Source organism: Paenibacillus sp. UMB4589-SE434 (assembly GCF_030226685.1).
In the GTDB taxonomy this organism is placed as follows: domain Bacteria; phylum Bacillota; class Bacilli; order Paenibacillales; family Paenibacillaceae; genus Paenibacillus_B.
The window spans coordinates 1,172,508-1,192,130 of the sequence record NZ_JASOYK010000001.1 but is presented as its reverse complement, the minus strand read 5'-3'; the positions used below and the strand labels follow the sequence as shown (position 1 = coordinate 1,192,130).

21 protein-coding genes are annotated in these 19,623 nt (G+C 46.1%); all 21 read left to right on the top strand.

Features of this window, described 5'->3' with window-relative positions; translation table 11 throughout:
* Nucleotides 1-97: 97 nt before the first annotated feature.
* The gene (locus QP775_RS05075) at nucleotides 98-3,778 is read left to right on the top strand and encodes a nitrate reductase subunit alpha (protein ID WP_285104140.1); all 3,681 of its coding nucleotides are present in this window, start codon (nucleotides 98-100) and stop codon (nucleotides 3,776-3,778) included.
* Entirely contained in the window at nucleotides 3,768-5,237 is a 1,470-nt protein-coding gene (narH, locus tag QP775_RS05070) for a nitrate reductase subunit beta (protein ID WP_285104138.1), read from the top strand. The genes QP775_RS05075 and narH overlap by 11 nt, the downstream gene beginning before the upstream one ends.
* Nucleotides 5,238-5,280: 43 nt before the next feature.
* Entirely contained in the window at nucleotides 5,281-5,940 is a 660-nt protein-coding gene (gene narJ / locus QP775_RS05065; RefSeq protein ID WP_285104136.1) for a nitrate reductase molybdenum cofactor assembly chaperone, read from the top strand.
* Nucleotides 5,940-6,620: a respiratory nitrate reductase subunit gamma gene (gene narI / locus QP775_RS05060; RefSeq protein ID WP_285104134.1), complete on the top strand. Its 681-nt coding sequence runs from the start codon at nucleotides 5,940-5,942 to the stop codon at nucleotides 6,618-6,620. The genes narJ and narI overlap by 1 nt, the downstream gene beginning before the upstream one ends.
* A gap of 24 nt (nucleotides 6,621-6,644) precedes the next feature.
* Nucleotides 6,645-7,271: a molybdenum cofactor guanylyltransferase gene (gene mobA, locus QP775_RS05055; RefSeq protein WP_285104132.1), complete on the top strand. Its 627-nt coding sequence runs from the start codon at nucleotides 6,645-6,647 to the stop codon at nucleotides 7,269-7,271.
* Complete coding sequence (locus QP775_RS05050) at nucleotides 7,261-8,292, top strand: ThiF family adenylyltransferase (protein WP_285104130.1); 1,032 nt, start codon at nucleotides 7,261-7,263, stop codon at nucleotides 8,290-8,292. The genes mobA and QP775_RS05050 overlap by 11 nt, the downstream gene beginning before the upstream one ends.
* Nucleotides 8,293-8,295: 3 nt before the next feature.
* Complete coding sequence (locus QP775_RS05045; protein WP_285104128.1) at nucleotides 8,296-8,562, top strand: MoaD/ThiS family protein; 267 nt, start codon at nucleotides 8,296-8,298, stop codon at nucleotides 8,560-8,562.
* A gap of 16 nt (nucleotides 8,563-8,578) precedes the next feature.
* A complete protein-coding gene (gene moaC, locus QP775_RS05040) occupies nucleotides 8,579-9,064 on the top strand; it encodes a cyclic pyranopterin monophosphate synthase MoaC (RefSeq protein ID WP_285104126.1) in 486 nt (161 codons plus the stop codon).
* Nucleotides 9,065-9,090: 26 nt separating this feature from the next.
* Nucleotides 9,091-9,576 (top strand): molybdenum cofactor biosynthesis protein MoaE, encoded by a 486-nt coding sequence (locus QP775_RS05035; RefSeq protein ID WP_285104124.1) that lies wholly within the window; start codon nucleotides 9,091-9,093, stop codon nucleotides 9,574-9,576.
* A gap of 34 nt (nucleotides 9,577-9,610) precedes the next feature.
* The gene (moaA, locus tag QP775_RS05030; RefSeq protein WP_285104122.1) at nucleotides 9,611-10,621 is read left to right on the top strand and encodes a GTP 3',8-cyclase MoaA; all 1,011 of its coding nucleotides are present in this window, start codon (nucleotides 9,611-9,613) and stop codon (nucleotides 10,619-10,621) included.
* Between the two features lie 11 nt (nucleotides 10,622-10,632).
* Entirely contained in the window at nucleotides 10,633-11,457 is an 825-nt protein-coding gene (gene modA, locus QP775_RS05025) for a molybdate ABC transporter substrate-binding protein (RefSeq protein ID WP_285104120.1), read from the top strand.
* The gene (gene modB / locus QP775_RS05020; protein ID WP_285104118.1) at nucleotides 11,454-12,134 is read left to right on the top strand and encodes a molybdate ABC transporter permease subunit; all 681 of its coding nucleotides are present in this window, start codon (nucleotides 11,454-11,456) and stop codon (nucleotides 12,132-12,134) included. Before modA ends, modB begins: the two co-directional genes overlap by 4 nt.
* Complete coding sequence (locus tag QP775_RS05015) at nucleotides 12,131-12,883, top strand: YwiC-like family protein (RefSeq protein WP_285105713.1); 753 nt, start codon at nucleotides 12,131-12,133, stop codon at nucleotides 12,881-12,883. The genes modB and QP775_RS05015 overlap by 4 nt, the downstream gene beginning before the upstream one ends.
* A 226-nt stretch (nucleotides 12,884-13,109) precedes the next feature.
* Nucleotides 13,110-13,289, top strand: a complete 180-nt coding sequence (locus QP775_RS05010; protein ID WP_483312002.1) for a spore coat associated protein CotJA — start codon at nucleotides 13,110-13,112, stop codon at nucleotides 13,287-13,289.
* On the top strand, nucleotides 13,286-13,555 hold the full coding sequence (locus QP775_RS05005) for a spore coat protein CotJB (RefSeq protein WP_285104115.1): 270 nt from the start codon (nucleotides 13,286-13,288) through the stop codon (nucleotides 13,553-13,555). The genes QP775_RS05010 and QP775_RS05005 overlap by 4 nt, the downstream gene beginning before the upstream one ends.
* Nucleotides 13,556-13,648: 93 nt before the next feature.
* Nucleotides 13,649-14,218, top strand: coding sequence for a manganese catalase family protein (locus QP775_RS05000; protein WP_239327791.1), 570 nt, complete (start codon nucleotides 13,649-13,651; stop codon nucleotides 14,216-14,218).
* A 935-nt stretch (nucleotides 14,219-15,153) separates the two neighbouring features.
* The gene (locus QP775_RS04995; protein WP_285104112.1) at nucleotides 15,154-15,693 is read left to right on the top strand and encodes an AAA family ATPase; all 540 of its coding nucleotides are present in this window, start codon (nucleotides 15,154-15,156) and stop codon (nucleotides 15,691-15,693) included.
* 271 nt (nucleotides 15,694-15,964) lie between these two features.
* The gene (locus QP775_RS04990; protein ID WP_285104110.1) at nucleotides 15,965-16,186 is read left to right on the top strand and encodes a hypothetical protein; all 222 of its coding nucleotides are present in this window, start codon (nucleotides 15,965-15,967) and stop codon (nucleotides 16,184-16,186) included.
* Between the two features lie 206 nt (nucleotides 16,187-16,392).
* Nucleotides 16,393-17,082, top strand: a complete 690-nt coding sequence (locus QP775_RS04985) for an aspartate/glutamate racemase family protein (RefSeq protein WP_285104108.1) — start codon at nucleotides 16,393-16,395, stop codon at nucleotides 17,080-17,082.
* 646 nt (nucleotides 17,083-17,728) lie between these two features.
* Entirely contained in the window at nucleotides 17,729-18,676 is a 948-nt protein-coding gene (locus tag QP775_RS04980; RefSeq protein WP_285104106.1) for a carbohydrate ABC transporter permease, read from the top strand.
* Between the two features lie 19 nt (nucleotides 18,677-18,695).
* A complete protein-coding gene (locus QP775_RS04975; protein ID WP_239327779.1) occupies nucleotides 18,696-19,532 on the top strand; it encodes a carbohydrate ABC transporter permease in 837 nt (278 codons plus the stop codon).
* The last annotated feature ends 91 nt before the right edge of the window (nucleotides 19,533-19,623 follow it).

Below are 19,623 nucleotides of genomic sequence, written 5' to 3'. Positions count from 1 at the left end.
GGGGAATCCCTACCATGGAATGAGGGAGTTCCCCACTCTTCACCACCAGCTCCAGCCTCTACAATAGAAGTATCATAAGGCGCAAGGAGCTGGAACGATGAACAAGACCAACCCGCTAATACAAAAGCTGAAGTTTTTCCGTAAGCGCGAGACGAATGCGGAAGGGTGGAGCGAAGAATCCACAGCCGATCGTTCTTGGGAGAATATGTACCGGAATCGTTGGCAGCACGACAAAGTTGTACGTTCAACACATGGCGTGAACTGTACAGGTTCATGCAGTTGGAAAATATTCGTGAAAGACGGGATTGTCACATGGGAGACGCAGCAGACGGATTATCCGACTACAGGACCGGACATGCCGGAATTCGAGCCGCGCGGCTGTCCGCGTGGAGCCAGCTTTTCCTGGTATCTCTACAGCCCGCTGCGTGTGAAATATCCCTATATTCGTGGCAAGCTGCTGAATCTATGGCGTGAAGCAAAGAGCAAACATGCTGATCCCGCTGCGGCGTGGAAATCGATTGTACAAGATGACAACAAAAAACTAACGTATAAATCGGCTCGCGGAAAAGGCGGCATGGTTCGAGCATCGTGGGATGAAGTATCTGAGATCATCTCCGCTTCCATGATCGATACTATCAAACAATATGGTCCGGACCGCGTGATCGGGTTTTCCCCGATTCCGGCGATGTCAATGGTCAGTTATGCAGCAGGCTCACGTTTCTTATCCCTCATCGGCTCGCCGCTGCTCAGCTTTTACGACTGGTATGCGGATTTACCGCCAGCATCCCCGCAAATCTGGGGCGATCAGACGGATGTTCCTGAGAGCAGTGACTGGTACAACTCGAGTTACTTGCTCGTCTGGGGCTCGAACTTGCCGATGACAAGAACGCCGGATGCGCATTTCATGACGGAAGCTCGTTATCGCGGGACCAAAGTCGTATCGATCAGTCCGGATTACGCGGAATTCGTGAAATTCGCCGATAAATGGCTGCCAGCGAAGCAAGGGACGGATGGCGCACTCGCCATGGCGATGGGGCATGTCATACTGAACGAGTTCTATGTGAAGCAAAGAACGTCGTATTTTGAGAGTTACTCTAAGAAATATACCGATTTCCCGTTCCTTGTGCTGCTTCAAGAACAAGATGGTGCATACACAGTGAATCGGTTCCTCACGGCGAACGATCTCGGAATTGAGACGAATAACAAGGAATGGAAGACGGTTCTTATCGATGAGATCTCAGGTGAACTTCGTATTCCAAACGGCACGATCGGCTCACGTTGGGGCGAAGAGGGTAAATGGAATCTGGAGATGACAGATACGTTAACAGGTGAAGAGATCGCGCCGCAGCTCGGATTGCGGGAATCTGCCGACGGCCAGCTTGAGATCAAGCTTCCTTATTTCGCCGAAGAAGGCAAATCTGCGATTTCTCGATTAATCCCGTACAAGGCGATTAAGGGGGAAGGCGGCGCAGAATATCGTGTCACAAGCGTGTTCGATCTCATGCTCGCTCAATATGGCGTCGATTTGCTCCATGGCAGCGACTACGATGACGCGAGCATCGCATATACGCCTGCGTGGCAAGAACAAATTACGGGCGTCGATCGCGCATCCGTTATTCAGATAGCGAGAGAGTTTGCGCAAAATGCGGTCGAAAGTGAAGGCCGGTCGATGATCATAGTCGGAGCAGGGATCAACCACTGGTACAACTCGGATACGATCTATCGCAGTGTGCTGAACCTGGTCTTAATGACAGGCTGCCAAGGAGTCAATGGCGGCGGTTGGGCGCATTACGTGGGACAAGAGAAACTGCGTCCTGCGGAAGGGTGGGCGAACGTCGCCTTTGCAAGAGACTGGACGATGCCCCCGCGTCAGATGAACGGGACATCCTTTTTCTACTTTGCAACGAATCAATGGCGGTTCGAATCGAATCCTGTGGATGGACATACGTCAGCCCTAGTCGATAAAGCACGTTATGCGCACTATGCGGATTACAACGTCATGGCTGCACGCTTAGGCTGGCTGCCTTCTTATCCGCAGTTTAACGCAAATTCCATTGACCTGGCTAATGAAGCGGCTGCGCAGGGACATGATACCCCCGAGGCGATTGCGAGCTATGTTGCCAACCGGCTCAAGAATCGCGAATTGAAGTTTGCGATCGAAGATCCAGATGCCGAGATGAATCATCCGAAAGTAATGTTCGTCTGGCGCGCGAATTTGATCTCCAGCTCGGGAAAAGGGCATGAATATTTCTTGAAATACCTGCTTGGAGCGCATAACGGTCTATTAAATGATGACTCGGAGACAATTCGTCCTGTGGAGATGACATGGCATGAACAGGCAGCTGAGGGTAAGCTCGATCTCATGGTGGATATCGATTTCCGCATGTCCGGAACAGCCGTATACTCCGATATCGTCCTGCCCGCGGCAACCTGGTATGAGAAGAGCGATCTTTCGTCGACTGACATGCATCCCTTCATCCATCCCTTCAATCCAGCTGTTCCGCCATTATGGGAATCCAAGTCGGATTGGGAAACATTTAAAACGATTGCGAAGACCTTCTCGGAAATGGCAGCCACGCAATTCGATGCGCCACAGCGCGATATTGTTGCCGTGCCGCTGCAGCATGATACACCCGATGAGCTAGCGCAGCCTTTCGGCAAGATTCTCGACTGGAGCAAAGGCGAGATCGAGGCGATTCCAGGCAAGACGATGCCGAAGTTCGTGATCGTGGAGCGGGATTATGCCACGGTGTATAAGAAAATGACGGCGCTTGGACCGAACATTAAAGATAAGCCGTACGGCATCAAAGGAATGAACTGGTCTGCGGCAGATGAATACGAATTGATGAAAAAAGTGAATGGAGTCGTCGATGAAGCCGGGATCAGTGAAGGATGTCCAAAACTCGTCACGGATCGTCACATGTCGGAAGCCATTCTCACGTTGTCCTCCACGAGTAACGGGAAAATGGCCGTCAAAGCATGGGAGGCATTAGAGAAGAAAACGGCACTTAAATTGAAAGATTTGGCGGAGGATCGCATTGAAGAACGATTCACCTTCAACGAGATTACGACGCAGCCGAAGACGGTCATAACTTCACCTGCCTTCAGTGGATCTGAGCAGCATGGACGCCGTTATTCACCATTTACAACGAATGTAGAACGCTTGATTCCATATCGCACGCTGACAGGACGTCAGCATTACTTCCTGGACCATGAGATGATGACCGAATTTGGCGAGAATATGGCGATCTACAAGCCGACGATGAAGCATGCGCCGTTCCATACGAACAAGAAGCGCCCGGCGACGAAAGGAAAGGAAATCGTCCTGAACTTCATGACACCGCATAACAAATGGTCGATTCACAGTATGTATTTCGACTCCTTGCCGATGCTTACGCTGTTCCGCGGTGGGCCAACCGTCTGGATCAACAAAGACGACGCCGCCGATGCGGAGGTCATGGATAACGATTGGATCGAATGTTTCAATCAGAATGGCGCCGTCGTTGCGCGTGCGGTAGTAACCCATCGGATGCCGCGTGGTATGGCCTATATGCACCATGCACAAGATCGGACGATCAATGTGCCTGCAACCGATGTGACAACGACACGCGGCGGAACGCATAATAGCCCGACACGAATTCATGTGAAGCCCACGCATATGATTGGCGGGTATGCGCAGCTGAGTTACGGATTCAACTACTACGGACCAACAGGGAATCAGCGTGATCTGTACGTTGTGATTCGCAAACTTGAGGAGGTGAACTGGCTTGAAGATTAAAGCGCAAATCGGGATGGTTATGAACTTGGATAAATGCATCGGATGCCATACTTGCTCTGTTACGTGTAAGAACACATGGACGAACCGTAAAGGTGCGGAATATATGTGGTTCAATAATGTCGAGACCAAGCCAGGCATAGGATATCCCAAGCAGTGGGAGGATCAAGATAAATATAAAGGCGGCTGGGTGCTTAAGAAGGGCAAGCTGGAGCTTCGTTCCGGCAGTCGCATCAACCGTTTGAAAAATATTTTCCACAATCCGGATCAACCAACGATCGATGAATACTACGAACCGTGGGACTATGATTATGAGAAGCTTCAGCAAAGTCCGGAGCGCAAACATCAGCCAGTAGCAAGGCCGAAATCCCAAATTACAGGCGAATATATGAACTTGGAGTGGGGACCGAACTGGGAAGACGATCTCGCAGGTGTGCATGAGTCGGGTTATCGGGATCCCAATATGGCGGGCATCGAAGAAGCAGTGCGGATGGAATTCGAGCAAGTGTTTATGATGTATTTGCCAAGAATTTGTGAGCATTGCATCAATCCGTCCTGTGTATCCAGCTGTCCATCCGGTGCGATGTATAAGCGTGAAGAGGACGGGATTGTGCTCGTCGATCAGAACGCATGCCGGTCTTGGCGGTTCTGCGTATCAAGCTGTCCGTACAAGAAAGTCTACTTCAACTGGCAGACAAATAAAGCGGAGAAATGTACCTTGTGCTTCCCGAGAATCGAGCAGGGATTGCCAACGATTTGTTCGGAAACATGCGTGGGACGTATCCGTTACCTTGGTGTCATGTTCTATGATGCAGATCGAGTGGAAGCAGCAGCTTCCGTCACAGACGAACAGAAGCTCTACGAATCGCAACTGAATATTTTCCTCGATCCGAATGATCCTGAAGTGATTGCCGCGGCACGTGCAGCGAATATTCCAGAAGATTGGATTGAGCATGCGCAGCGTTCACCGATCTATAAGATGGCGGTCGATTGGAAAATCGCGCTCCCGCTTCATCCTGAATATCGGACACTGCCGATGGTCTGGTATGTTCCACCGCTCAGCCCGATCACAAACATGGTGGAAGGCCAAGGAGCGACAGCGTCACCAGATGATATTTTCCCAGCGATTGACGATATGCGAATACCCGTGCAATACCTCGCGAATCTACTCTCAGCTGGAGATACCGAAGTCATCACGAACGTGCTGAAGAAAATGGCTGTTATGCGTTCGCATATGCGTTCACTTAACTTGAAGAAGGCGCCTGACCTCGTATTGCTGGAACAATTCGGGATGACAGCCAAAGATACGGAAGAAATGTACCGCCTATTGGCGATTGCGAAGTACGAAGACCGTTTTGTCATTCCGTCAGCGCATCGCGAGGAATTTGCGGATCTCTATTCGGAGCAAGGTGCTTGCGGATTTACGAATATGATGGGGGGTCCAGGACCCTGCGGCGGTTAAGCCTGGTAATCATCAGATAAGGACGGACAAGGAGGGATCGAACATGAAAGAGTTAACGCGACGCTCTAGTTGGATGCTCTTCTCGCAGCTATTACAATATCCGGATGCTGCGTGGCAAGACTCGGCAGATGAGATGTACGTGAATTGGTGCCATTTGATCCAAGACGAGGAAGCTTCGACTGCAAAGTCGCTGCAAGAGTTTGCGGGTCAATGTCTCGCTGAATTTGTGGGGATGGATGCGGAGGCCATTACAGCTGCTTATGTGAAGACCTTTGATTTTAGTAAAAAAGCAAATATGTATTTGACTTACGGACAGCTGGGGGATGATCGTGAACGTGGTCCGGCATTATTGAAGCTGAAACAAGTGTATGAAGAAGAGGAAATTGTCCTCGACACGGATGAATTGCCGGATTATTTGCCGTTGGTCCTGGAATATGTAGCGGTAGCGAGTGAGGAACGAGGGATCGGCTTGCTGGTCTCGTTCCGGAAAGCGTTAGTGAGTATCCGAGATGCGCTCCACCATATGGGTAGTCCCTACCGACATGTGCTCGATGCAATGCTATTCATCATAGATCAATCGGGCATGACGGAAGGCTGCTTTGAGATGACAGCATTTTCTGGATGTGCAGATACAACACCTTCACTCGGATGCGGACCGATGTGGGCGACTGCGGGGTATGGCAGCGTAGGGAGGAATGTGTAATGTCGTGGGGAAGTCAATTTCTTTGGGTGATCTACCCCTATATGATTCTCATCATCTTTCTAGTAGGTCTCTATTATCGCTATCAGACAGATCAGTTCGGATGGACCGCGAAATCGAGTGAAATGCTTGAGAAGAAGAAACTTCGGTGGGGCAGCAATCTATTTCATATCGGCATCATGCTCGTTTTCTTCGGTCATGTTGGTGGGATTCTGATTCCGAAGTCGTGGCTCGAATCACTCGGTGTCTCGGATCATCTGTATCATACGATGGCACTTTGGATCGGATCGGCAGCGGGCCTGATGACGCTTATCGGCTGTATCATTCTTGTAATCCGTCGATTCTTGGATGCTCGGATTCGTAGAACGAGCAGCTTCGGCGATATGCTGTCGATCATTTTGCTCACGCTCATTGTGGTGGTAGGCATGGCGGCGACGCTGTTCAATATGACCGACCGCTCTGGGTTTGATTACCGGGAGACGATAGGACCATGGATGCGCGGCGTGATGTTGTTCATGCCAGATTATAAGTTAATGAATACCGTACCTATCATTTTCAAAGTTCATATTATTCTGGGTCTAGCACTATTTGCCGTATTTCCTTTTACAAGACTTGTACACATGCTAAGCATGCCGATCAAATACCTATCACGCAGTTATGTGGTGTACCGGAAACGCAAGTAAACATTCAGAGAAGGCGGTGCTCAGATGTTAACAGGTATCATTCTGGCTGGAGGCCGCAATTCTCGGATGAATGGTCGAAATAAAGCGCTCTTGCTATACAAAGGGGAGCGTTTTATTGAACGGCAAATCAAGGTGATGCAATCGATCTGTACGAGACTGATCATCGTAACAAACGATACTTCATCCTATACAAAATGGGTAAAGGACGACGTGATTTATATTCCGGATGTTTATGCAGGGAAGGGTCCGCTTAGCGGATTTCATGCTGGCTTTTTACACGTCGAGACGGAATTTGCTTGGGTCGTGGGGTGCGATTATCCGAAGCTATCTGCTTCGGCTGCCTCGTGGATGCTATCTCAGCTTGCGGCAAGCGATTACGATGCGGTTCTCCCCATTGTCGATGGCAAGCATCAAATGCTGCATGGGGTGTATCGACCTCATCGGATGCTGCCATCTATCATTCAGAGACTCGAATTATGCCAATATCGATTGTCCGGATTACTGGATTCGATGCATTGGCTCGGTCTAGGGGAGAACGATTGGGCAGTAGCGGGAATCGACTATCATTTTACAGAAGATGTAGATACCGAAGAGCAATATGCGGCATTATTGCAAGATTGGAAAGGAGGCAGCAATCCTCATGTCCCATGATCGGTATAGCAGACAACAGAACTTTAATCCAATTGGTATCGCAGGTCAACAAGCATTAATGATGAAGCATGTTCTGATCGTTGGAGCGGGTGCGCTTGGCTCCGGGAATGCGGAACTATTGGCACGTTCAGGCGTTGGCACGATCACGATCATTGACCGTGACTATGTGGAATGGAGTAATTTGCAGCGACAGTCGCTCTACTGTGAGGAGGATGTAATTGAACAACTGCCCAAAGCTGTCGCGGCAGCGAACCGACTTCGGCAGATTAATTCCGACATCACCGTGCATGCGCATGTTATGGATTGTACAGCCTCTGATCTTGTTGAATTGCTTGATCATACGAAGGTAGATTTGATGCTCGATGCAACGGATAATTTTGCAATACGATATATCATGAATGATGTTGCCTATCGATACCAAATCCCATGGATCTATGGTGCCTGCTCGGGCAGTTATGGCGCGGTGTGCAGCTTTATTCCGGAGCAGACGCCATGTCTGCACTGCGTGTTGGAACGGATGCCGATCGGAGCTGCATCTTGTGATCGAGAGGGGATTATTGCGCCAACGGTGCAGATGGTCGTGGCCATGCAATCGGCTGAAGCGCTCAAATGGTTCTCTGGGAATAGAGCGCAGATGTCGCATCGATTTACTGTTTTTGATCTCTGGTCGAACATGCACCAATCCATTCGATTGAGTATGACGGGAAAGCGTGAGGCTTGTCCGACATGCGGAGCTCAACCGAGCTATCCGTATATGAGGTCGGAGTCGGCCATGCGAACAGAAGTGTTATGCGGTCGATCTTCCGTATGGGTGCGTTATCCACGGCGAGAGCTGCTAGATTTGGATCTGGTAGCCTCTCATGCTGTGCAATTGCATGCCGAGGTGAAGTCGAATCCCTATCTCCTGCAAATTCAAGAGAGCCACTATCGTCTTGTTATTTTCCAAGATGGCAGAGCACTGATTCATGGTACCTCCGACCCGCTGGCAGCCAAGAAGCTGTATCATCGATACTTAACTTAGATCATGGATCTATCGAAGAGAAGACAGGAAGGTGAGCTTATGAAAATACTATGTTTTGCCCATTTAAGTGAAAAGTTAGGTGCATCCAGCATAGAGTTGGAACTCGGTTCGATCACGGTGGCTGATCTATTGCAAGAGTTAAATAATCGTTACCCGACTCTGCTGCTCGATCATGTCATGATTGCGGTCAATGAACAATTTGTCGATTCTTTCTACATCATATCACCAAATGATACGGTAGCATTGCTGCCCCCAGTCAGTGGAGGGTAAGAAAGGGGCTATACAGATGTTAGAGGACAATTTGTTGCATTTTAATCATCAAGGAAGGGCCCATATGGTCGATGTGACGGACAAAACCGAGACGAAGCGTACCGCGATCGTTAAGAGTCAGATTCACATGCGGGAGGAGACATTGCAACGCATTCAAGAAGGATCGATTCGTAAAGGCGATGTGCTGGCGGTAGCGCAAGTAGCTGGCATTATGGCAGCAAAGAAGACGGCAGATCTCATTCCCATGTGCCATCCTCTGCCGCTCGCGGGCATTGATATCACGTTTGCGATCGAAGATGCGCAGACATTATCCTTCAGGGTACAGGTCAAGACAATGGGAGTGACGGGGGTTGAAATGGAAGCCTTAACGGCAGCCCAAGTTGTGGGTCTCACGATTTATGACATGTGCAAAGCGATTGATAAAGATATGCTACTGGGTCCGACCTATTTGGAGCAAAAACAAGGCGGTAAAAGCGGTGATTATGTGCGTGCAAATTCGTAAGCCCGCCCTTAGATAGGAGTGAAAGAATGAATAGCTCGTTGTTTGTGATTACGAATCAGCCGATCGTGCTGGATGAAGTCTTGAATAAAGTGAAACGAAGGGAAGCAGGTGCAATCACGTTATTTCTAGGCACGGTGCGTGAGCTGACTTGTGGCAAACAGACTTTATATCTCGAATATGAAGCCTACACAACCATGGCGGTCGCCCAATTGGAGCGAATCGGGCGAGAGGTTCGTGAGCGCTGGACAGATACTGTCGTTGCGGTGACGCATCGTGTGGGCCGTCTAGAAATATTGGATACGGCCGTCGTGATTGCCGTCTCTTCGCCGCACCGCAAAGCGGCTTATGAAGCGAATGAATACGTTATTGAACGGATCAAACAGATTGTGCCCATCTGGAAAAAAGAACATGGTGTGGACGGCTCCGAATGGATTGGCGATCAGGTTAATCAACAGGAGTACCTGGAGGGACGGCCATTGCTTGCAGATATCCCGAAGGAAGATCAGAAGTGACATCAGAAGTTACTTCAGAAAGGAGTGCAGCAGGATGAGCATTCCCCGCTTAATTGATAAATATGGACGAGAGCATCATTATTTGCGAATATCGGTGACAGACCGCTGCAATCTGCGCTGCATCTACTGCATGCCCGAAGAAGGGATGGAGTTCGAGCCCTCGGATAAAATCCTGACGTTCGAGGAAATTGTCGCAGTCGTACGTGTCGTTGCCGGCATGGGAATTCGTAAAATTCGATTAACGGGCGGTGAGCCGTTAGTTCGCAAGAATCTGGAACAGCTCGTGGCGATGATTGCGTGCATCCCCGGAATTGAAGACATCTCACTGACGACGAACGGAATGTTCCTTGCGCCAAAGGCGAAAGCATTAAAGGAGGCGGGGCTTACACGCGTCAATATTAGCATGGATTCTCTTCATCCAGACAGGTTTAAGCTGATTACGCGCGGCGGAGATGTTCGGAAGGTACTTAACAGCATTGATGCTTGCGTGAAGGCTGGTTTATGCCCCATCAAATTGAACGTGGTGCTCATGACAGGATTGAACGATGATGAGATCTCAGACTTTATCCGCTTAACGTTGGACCGGGATATTCATGTCCGATTCATTGAATACATGCCAATCGGACATCACGATGCAGGCTGGAAGAACTTGTACATGCCGCTCGCGCGCGTGAAGGAAGTCTGCGCAGAACAGCAATGGGATTATGAACCTGAAGCAGCGGTTCAAGGAAATGGTCCGTCAGAGAATTACCGCTTGGATGGAGCGCTTGGTAGTTTTGGATTGATCCATCCCGTTAGCGAACACTTCTGTCAGACTTGTAATCGACTAAGGCTTACTGCTGATGGTTATATCAAGCCATGCTTAGCTTGGACAGAGCAATTCCATGTCCGGCGTGTCGTCGGGGATGACGAGGCGATGCGCCAGTTGTTCTTGGATGCACTTGGTACGAAGCCTGAAAATCATGAAATGTCACATTTTCTAAAAAACGATGTAACGATATCACACGCACCTACGGCACGTAGAATGTCACAAATAGGTGGATAGGAGAGATACGTATGAGACATGTTTTAGCCAAAAAAAGATGGGGTTTCCTCGCCATGTTATTGATTACGGTTCTTGTCATCTCGGGGTGCGGCAATCAACAAGCTGGCAAGAGCTCAGGTTCCAAAGGGGATGCTGTTAAGCTGACGGTCTCCGCTGCAGCCAGTCTAACTGATGCCTTGCAAGAGATACAGAAGAATTATGAGTCGCAGACGAGCGGTGTGCAGCTTCATTTCAACTTTGGGGGATCTGGCGCGCTGCAGCAGCAGATTGAGCAAGGGGCACCTGTTGATCTGTTCCTTTCTGCTGCTTCGAAAAATATGCAAGTGCTCGTCGACAAGCAACTCGTTGCGTCGAATCAGCAGAACAATTTTCTTGCCAATGAACTTACTGTGATTACTGCTACCGAAACATCGGTTTCGGTTCAAGAAGCGAAAGATCTTCTGAAAACAGGTATTCAGAAGATTGCGATCGGGATTCCTGAGACGGTTCCTGCAGGAAAATACGCGCAAGAGGCGCTTTCGAATGCAGGCGTCTGGGATGATGCACAGTCCAAATTGGTCCAAGCAAAAGATGTTCGCCAAGTACTGCAATATGTTCAGACGGGAAATGCCGATGCTGGATTCGTGTACAAAACGGATGCATTAACCGCGAAGGACAAAGTGAAAATTGCATATACCGTAGATCCTAAATTGTATACTCCGATCACTTATCCAATCGGAATCGTCCAAGCAACAAACCATGCCGAGGAAGCTAAACAATTGTACGACTATCTGCAATCGAAGGAAGCGATGGATGTCTTCGTGAAATACGGATTCTCCGTGCCGGATTCGAAATGAATATGATCCAAATCGATTGGGCTCAGCTATGGAATCCCATTCGATTATCGCTCCAGGTTGCACTGATCGCAAGCATCTTGGGTACGCTCTTTGGTGTTACCTTGGCATGGCGGATGACAAGAAGCTCGGCGAAAGGGAAGGTGCTGTTAGAGACCCTATTTCTGCTGCCTCTCGTATTGCCGCCAACGGTGGTTGGGTTCCTGCTTCTCGTTGCGCTAGGACGCCGTAGCTGGATCGGCCAGTTCGCAGAATGGCTATTCTCTGCGCCGATCATCTTCTCATGGGGAGCTGCCGTCATTGCATCTGTCGTCGTATCGTTTCCCCTCGTCTATCAGACGATGAAGACAGGTTTTCGTGCTATTGATCATCATTTAGCCGATGCCGCACGTTCGATCGGTGCGAGTGAATGGCAGGTTTTTCGTTATATCACGCTCCCGCTAGCTTTTCCATCGATCATCACCGCCTATATTTTGAGCTTCGCGCGCAGTTTAGGCGAATTCGGTGCGACGTTAATGATCGCAGGCAATATTCCAGGGAAGACGCAGACCGTTCCTACAGCTATTTTTGTTGCGGTCGATTCAGGGAATATGATGATGGCATGGTTGTGGACGATTTCTATGGTCGTTATTTCATTTCTATTGCTGCTCCTGACTGGACGACAGCGAACATCATCATGATAAAGGAGTTGGAGCAATTGAAGTCTACACATAAGGGGATTGTAATTCCTCATGAACACGGTGGATGGGCAATGATCAGCGTCCCGTTCTTATTTGGGATGTTGGCAGGTACGCCGCAGTGGAGTCATCTATTATTGTTTATTGCCTGGTTGTTCTTTTATTTAGCATCGTATGCCTTTCTGCAAGCGTTGAAACGGAGCAAACAGCGTGATCATCTGCTGAAGTGGTCAGCCAACTATGGAATCATCGCGCTGGCAGCACTCGCGTATCCGCTCTTCCAGAAGCCCTCATTATGTTATTTCGGGATCCCATTCGTACTGCTCTTGATCGTTAACATCTGGCATGTGAAGCATAAATCAGAGCGAGCCATCGTGAATGATCTGTACGCGATTCTGATCTTTTCCTTGGGGGGAGCTGCTGCTTATTTGTTTGGCAGTGGCGGTTGGGACAAGACGATGCTGATGGTTACGCTGATTAACTTTTTATATTTTATGGGGACAGCTTTCTTTGTGAAAACAATATTCCGAGAGCGAGGCAATAAGCAATGGGAGGCTGCGGCTCGCACCTATCATGTGTTGATTTTATTCGTGCCATGGGCATGTGGTTATCCTTGGATGACGCTTCCATTTGTTATACCGCTTATTCGAACGTTTCTCTTGGCAGGGAAGCAGGTGCGTCCGATGAAGGCAGGGATTCTCGAGATTATGGGTGCCGTGCAGTTTATCGTTATATCATGGATTGTGTTCTAATTAGCATTTCTTCTGGAATGAGACATCCCTAGCCCTTCATACTTAATAAAGAAGGATACTGATAATCTGTCACCACATCAGGAGGAATGCGTGTATGACATATGCTAATACACCGCACGTCCACTCGGAAACAGCAGGCATAGTTGGGCCAATTCCGAATCATAACCCGAATAACAACGGAACTGGAACTTTACAAGAAGAACGATTCTATGTACCGTTCAGAGGAGTGTGCGACCCATGCCCTCCGATTGCGTTTAAGACTTATGTAGTACCGCCAAATCAATACATTACGTTTCAGCCCCCCAATCAGCCGCAGTTCTCACCGGAACAGGCTTTATGCATTGGCACATTATGGCCAGCATTGTATAGTTCATACCGACCAAAGCGGGGAGGACATGACACATGATAGGGCACCCGTTCCAATCTCCAGAATATTTCCAACACTTGAGGCAGCTTCAAGAGGTTGACTTTGTGTTGGTAGAGTTAAATCTGTACCTCGATACTCATCCTGATGACGCCCAAGCGATTCAACAATTCAATCATTATGTGAGTGAAAGGACAAAGCTGGCACAATCGTATCAAGAGCGTTACGGCCCACTACAAAATTTTGGCCGTGATTATTCTGGAACCCCATTTACATGGGTTAATACGCCATGGCCATGGCAAGTGTAAAGCTAGTTAGGCGAGCAGCTACACCGTCTTGTTTTATTTCATTTCTAGTATCATGATTCCCTTGAATCATAGAGCAGCGTGAGGTGAGATGTATTGTGGATATATGAGAAAAAATTGCAGTATCCTGTAAAAGTAAGCAAATGTGATCCACAAATGGCCAAATACTTGATGGAACAATATGGTGGCGCGGACGGGGAACTGGCGGCCGCTTTACGCTATTTGAATCAACGTTATACAATACCTGATAAGGTCATTGGCTTGCTTACGGATATCGGGACTGAGGAGTTTGCTCATTTGGAGATGATTGCAACCATGATCTATAAACTCACAAAAGATGCAACACCGGAACAACTGGAGGCAGCCGGACTCGGGGCACACTATGCTGCACACGATAGCGCCCTGTTCTACAATAACGCCGGAGGCGTACCTTGGACAGCCGCCTACATACAAAGCAAGGGAGATCCGATAGCTGACCTTTATGAAGATATTGCGGCTGAGGAGAAGGCACGGGCTACTTATCAATGGCTTATTGACCTGACTGATGATGTAGACCTGCAAGATAGTTTGAAGTTTTTACGTGAACGTGAAATTGTTCATTCGCTGCGCTTTCGTGAAGCTGTCGAAATTTTAAAAGATGACCGAGCAATGAAAAAAGTATATTGATCAAAGTGACTGTACGTAAGCCTCATAAAAAATTAAGCTACAAAGAAACCTTCTTCTTTATGGTCTACCATTCATAAAGAGGAAGGTTTCTTTGTACATTCCATATAAACTAAAGAGAGCTTAAAATAGGCCGTGTAATTAGAAAAAATAAATAAGGAAGACCGTTTACTTGTAGAATGAAGTCACCACAAAACCATTCACAGAAAAGAGGACTTCCCAGTGAATCATTTGCATCAGATTTAGTTCAAGACAAGGGAAAGATATTTTCATGTCAACTCATCTATTCTGAATATGGTAGCGAAATGATAGAGAGGAGAGTACAAGGAAAGAACATATTTTCAAAGCGCGTGACGGCCATTAAATACGGCGGTTGGTTCGAAATTGTGAATGAGTTTGGAGACATCATTTACATCAATGGAAACAATGTAGATATATCCTCCATTATCAAGAGGGTCAATTGGATGCCAAAATGGATGTAAAAAAAAACGATGATTTGATTCTGTCTCACGCATATCATGCGGATGGGCCGCAAATCCTAGATATTAAGTTGACATCTTGGAAAGTTATTCGTGACCTTTAGCGAGAAATTAGTTTAAGCTAAACATTGCCACCAAACGCTGACAATCCGCCATTCCTCCAAACCGCTCTTTGTCCGTAGTACTCTGTTGTGAGTTATCATCGCCTTGAAATCGTATAAGTCATATTGATGACAGTTGGTATGACGGACACAGTCGTGGTCGCTACCGCTGACGAAACCGCCGTTTCTAGCGATTCTCTGGTGGATAACATGCTGTTGCAAACAGTATTGGTGGCGTTATTAATGTACCCGGAATAGTTTAGAGTAGAGTATTATTATAGTCATTGGTCGATGCATCAAGGTGAAGATGTTTAATCATAAAATTATCTTTATATATAAGAGAAGGAGGCAGCTTACTATGGAAAAAGTAATTTATTTAATTACAGGCGTCATGGCTTCTGGAAAGTCAACGATAGCGGAACTTCTGGCTTCCAAGATGGGAAATGGTGTTCATCTGCGTGGCGATGTATTCCGTCGCATGATTGTATCAGGACGCGAAGAAATGTCTGCTGAACCGTCCAAAGAAGCAGTCCGTCAATTATACTTGCGTTATTGCTTAGCCGCAAATGCCGCGAAGACCTATTATGACAATGGTTTTTCTGTTGTTTTGCAGGATAATTATTATGGAGCGGAATTATCTTATATGATGGAGCAGTTAAAGGATTACCCAGTCCAGCTAGTCGTGTTGTGTCCGAATGTAGAGGTGGTAAAAGTCCGTGAAAAATTAAGAGAAAAAGTCGGGTACACTGGCTTTACGGTAGAATATTTGTATTCAGAGTTTTTGAAAGAAACGCCTAAAATCGGGTTTTGGCTGGACAGTTCGGAACAGTCGCCAGAGCAATCGGTAAATGATATTTTACTGAACTTTGGAGGAAATGGAGTTCTTAAAAATATTTAGTGTCTCAATTTGTATTGATATTCTTATATTTTTTAATAGTCAATTCTTACTCACTTCTAATCTAGGCAAAAAAAGAACGGGAGTCGAGCGGTGATACGTTGGCCACCGTGACCTGTTCTTTTTGTATTGCAATTTTTTCATTTTCTGGTTAATTGCGTGCATATATCTAATTGTAAATTTCCATAACATTTTCCCTAACCTAAGCAGTGAGGCTTTATATATTGAGTTTAATACGTTAATTGAGTTGTGCGTATTTGACGCAGAATATTGGGTGGAAGAAGAGAACGAGGAAGTAGATGAGGACATGTCTGATGAAGATGTTGAACCTCAAAAGGAAACCATTATCAGTTTGCTCAAAAAAGTGGAGGGTCATCATTCTATAGGTATATTGGCTTGGCAGCCTTCTACTCAACAGCTGGTTACGTATGACATAGAGCACGAGACGCTTAATACGCTATTCGATTGCGATTGGACTATAAGGGATACGTCCTAGACGAGGGCGGCTGGTATAAGTGGGGAACCTATTTGGAGAAAGCGTCAAGGAAAGAGCCAAAGCTGAACTTAGATTGCCTATATTGTTTTATCAAGTTCATAACGCAGTTAGTACCAACTGAATATGGTGTAGAAAAACAGCTCTGATGTATAATGGTTATATTAAAAAAATCGGAATTGATAAATTAAAATTCAGGGGGACAATTGATGAAGACTATCGGGCTAATTGGAGGAATGAGTTGGGAATCTTCATCTGCGTATTACCAAATTATTAATGAAGAAGTAAAAAAGAGATTAGGTGGTTTACACTCAGCAAAATGTCTGTTATACAGTGTTGATTTTGCAGAGGTTGAGCGTTATCAAGCTAGAGGCGAGTGGGAAAAGTCCGGAAAGCTTCTAGGAGATGTTGCTCTTTCATTAGAAAAAGGAGGGGCAGAATTTATTGTAATTTGTACAAATACGATGCATAAAGTAATTGAATATATCGAAGAAAAAATAAACATACCTGTTTTACATATTGCAGAAGCAACAGCAACTCATATTAAGAAATCAAATGTAAGTACGGTAGGATTATTAGGGACTAAGTTTACTATGGAGCAGGACTTTTATAAATCTCGAATAGAGTCAAATGGTATAAAGGTTCTAGTACCAGATCTTTCTGAACGGGACATGGTACATAAGGTTATTTATGAAGAGTTATGTTTAGGAAACATTCAGCAAGCATCAAGGGACTATTACAAAAAGGTTATTAAGCGTTTAGTTGATAGCGGTGCTGAAGGAATAATATTAGGTTGTACGGAAATTGGAATGTTAGTAAAACAAGAGGATTCAGAAGTCCCTGTATTTGATACCACTGTAATACATGCTATTGAATCAGTAAATGCAGCGTTAGAATAAACATTGTTATCCTAAGTAGTTGCTTACTTCAAAGGAAATAACAAAGCGTATCACAGCCATCAAATTCGGCTGGATACGAAGCTGACCTGCAACAGCCAGGGTTATTCCACCGGCTATAAATCCAAGTGGGTCAAGCTGTCGAGTGGTGTCAGCGCGAAGTGGTCTACACCTTCCAATACGCCGCTGCTAGGTTTCCAACTGTACGACCGGACGGTGACGATCAGTTCCCCTGACGGTAACCTGAGCAAAAGTCAAATCGAACAGGTCACTGTTAGTGTAGCTAAATGGACTGATAATTAGTAAGCCCATTTGATGAATTTGAAGTCAGGGAATCGGTCGAACAACTCAGGCATGTTGCCATGTCATTGGTGATAAATTCAACAGAATAGCTTTAAAAAATGCCTGTATGGATTACAGGCATTTTTTTGTATTAGAGACATTTTTCAAAAAAAAGTTGCTGAAATCGCAGCTCTCAATAAGCTTCTAAAAAAACATTGACTTCCCTCAGCAGGTTTTAGGCCCTCCTTTGTCCTTACATGACAAAGGTCAAAATTTTACCCACACAAGGTCATAATCCATCCTTTGTTCTCCCTTGTCTGCCGCTTATGATGAAGTCAACAAATTATAAGCTGAGGTGACATCATAAGTGGAACAGACAAAATCAAGTTATCAGCTCCCGAAGCAGCAGGTGGAGCACGTAGTGAAGAAATTTTGGTCGCCACGGAGAAAGGAAGCATTAGTTGGGTGGCTATTTTTAATGCCGGAAATTGTAGGTATGTTGCTGCTTAATGTATTTGCTCTTGGTTTCTCGTTGTATTTAAGTTTTACAGATTGGGATTTATTGTCCGGGGTATCAGGAATTAAATTTGCCGGTTTGCAAAACTTCATTCATTTATTTCAAGATCCGACCATATGGAAGGCATTATACAACAACTTAGTCTATACGGTGTTAACCGTGCCATTGCCGATAGCGATTGCGCTTGTGCTAGCGGTTGTTATTCATAGTAAAGTGTACTTTAAAAGTTATTTTAAAGTCGTATTCTTCATACCTTACATTTCTTCGATTATCGCTGTGGCAGCAGTGTGGAGCATTTTGTTCCACCCTTCACTAGGCCCTATCAATCAAATTCTAATGGATCTTGGTGTATCGAATCCCCCGAAATGGCTCGTTGATCCGAAAACATCACTAATCGCGGTTGCCATTATTAGTTCGTGGGCAGGGCTTGGTTATACGATTATCATATATATGGCGGGATTGTCCAATATTTCCGAAGAATTATATGAAGCGGCAGAAATTGATGGGGCGACGGGGCTGAAGAAGTTTTTCAATATCACGATCCCGCTGCTCCGACCAACGACGTTCTTCTTGCTCATTACGATGCTAATTGGTTCATTTAAAGTGTTCGATATTATTTCGTATTTGACCGAAGGCGGCCCTGATAATTCATCAACGGTAATTGTATTCCGCATCTATCAAGAAGGTTTTGTCAACTACAATATGGGCTATGCATCTGCAATATCTTGGCTGTTATTTGCGATTATCGGTCTGATTACGGCGGCAACGTGGAAGATGCGCCAAGAAGAATCATTTTAATAGAAAGGGGAGAATATTGATGCTAAACTTACGTAATAAATTTTCTAAAATTGTCGCTACAGTGTTAATGGGGATATTGTCCATTTTTTTCATCTTTCCATTAATATGGATGGTATCGTCGGCATTCAAATTTGAAAAAGATGTGATGCGCTTTCCGATTGAATGGATTCCGAGCTCCATCAACGTGATTAACAACTTTAAGGCAGTATGGATGGAAAATGTACCGTTCGCCAATATTTATCTGAATTCAATTAAAATATCGATTATCGTTACTGTATTATCGCTAATCATATCAATGATGGCAGCCTATTCATTTACGAAACTAAAATTTCGCGGTCGAAACTTCGTATTTGCCATGCTGCTAGCCATGATGATTATTCCTGATCAAGCGACGCTCATTCCTCGCTTCATGCTGATTCGTTGGATGGGGTTATATGACACACATGCAGCACTAATATTTATGGGGATGTTTTCAATCTATTTTACATTTTTACTGCGTCAATTTATGGCCGGTGTGAGTGATGATATTTTGGAAGCTGCTAGAATTGACGGTGCAGGGCACCTGCGTAGCTTCACTTCGATTATGATTCCACTCTGTCAGCCCGTGATCGCGACGGTGGCGATTATTAAGTTCATCTGGTCGTGGAATGATTATCAAAATCCGTTAATCTTCTTGCAAACGAAATCATTGTATACCGTTCCGCTAGGCATGACATTGTTTAGGGATGATTACACGACCAACGATGCAATTATGATGATGGCGGCAGTGTCAGCGATTATTCCTCTGTTGATTGTGTTTATTGTATTGCAGAAACAAGTTATTGATGGGATCGCCCTTGGTGGTGTGAAAGGTTAGGACATACAGACTCATGATCATTCCGTAGACATCATTAGAGTCTTCTAATAGGTCAAAATCGTTATCGTACAAACACAAAATTGTACACGCA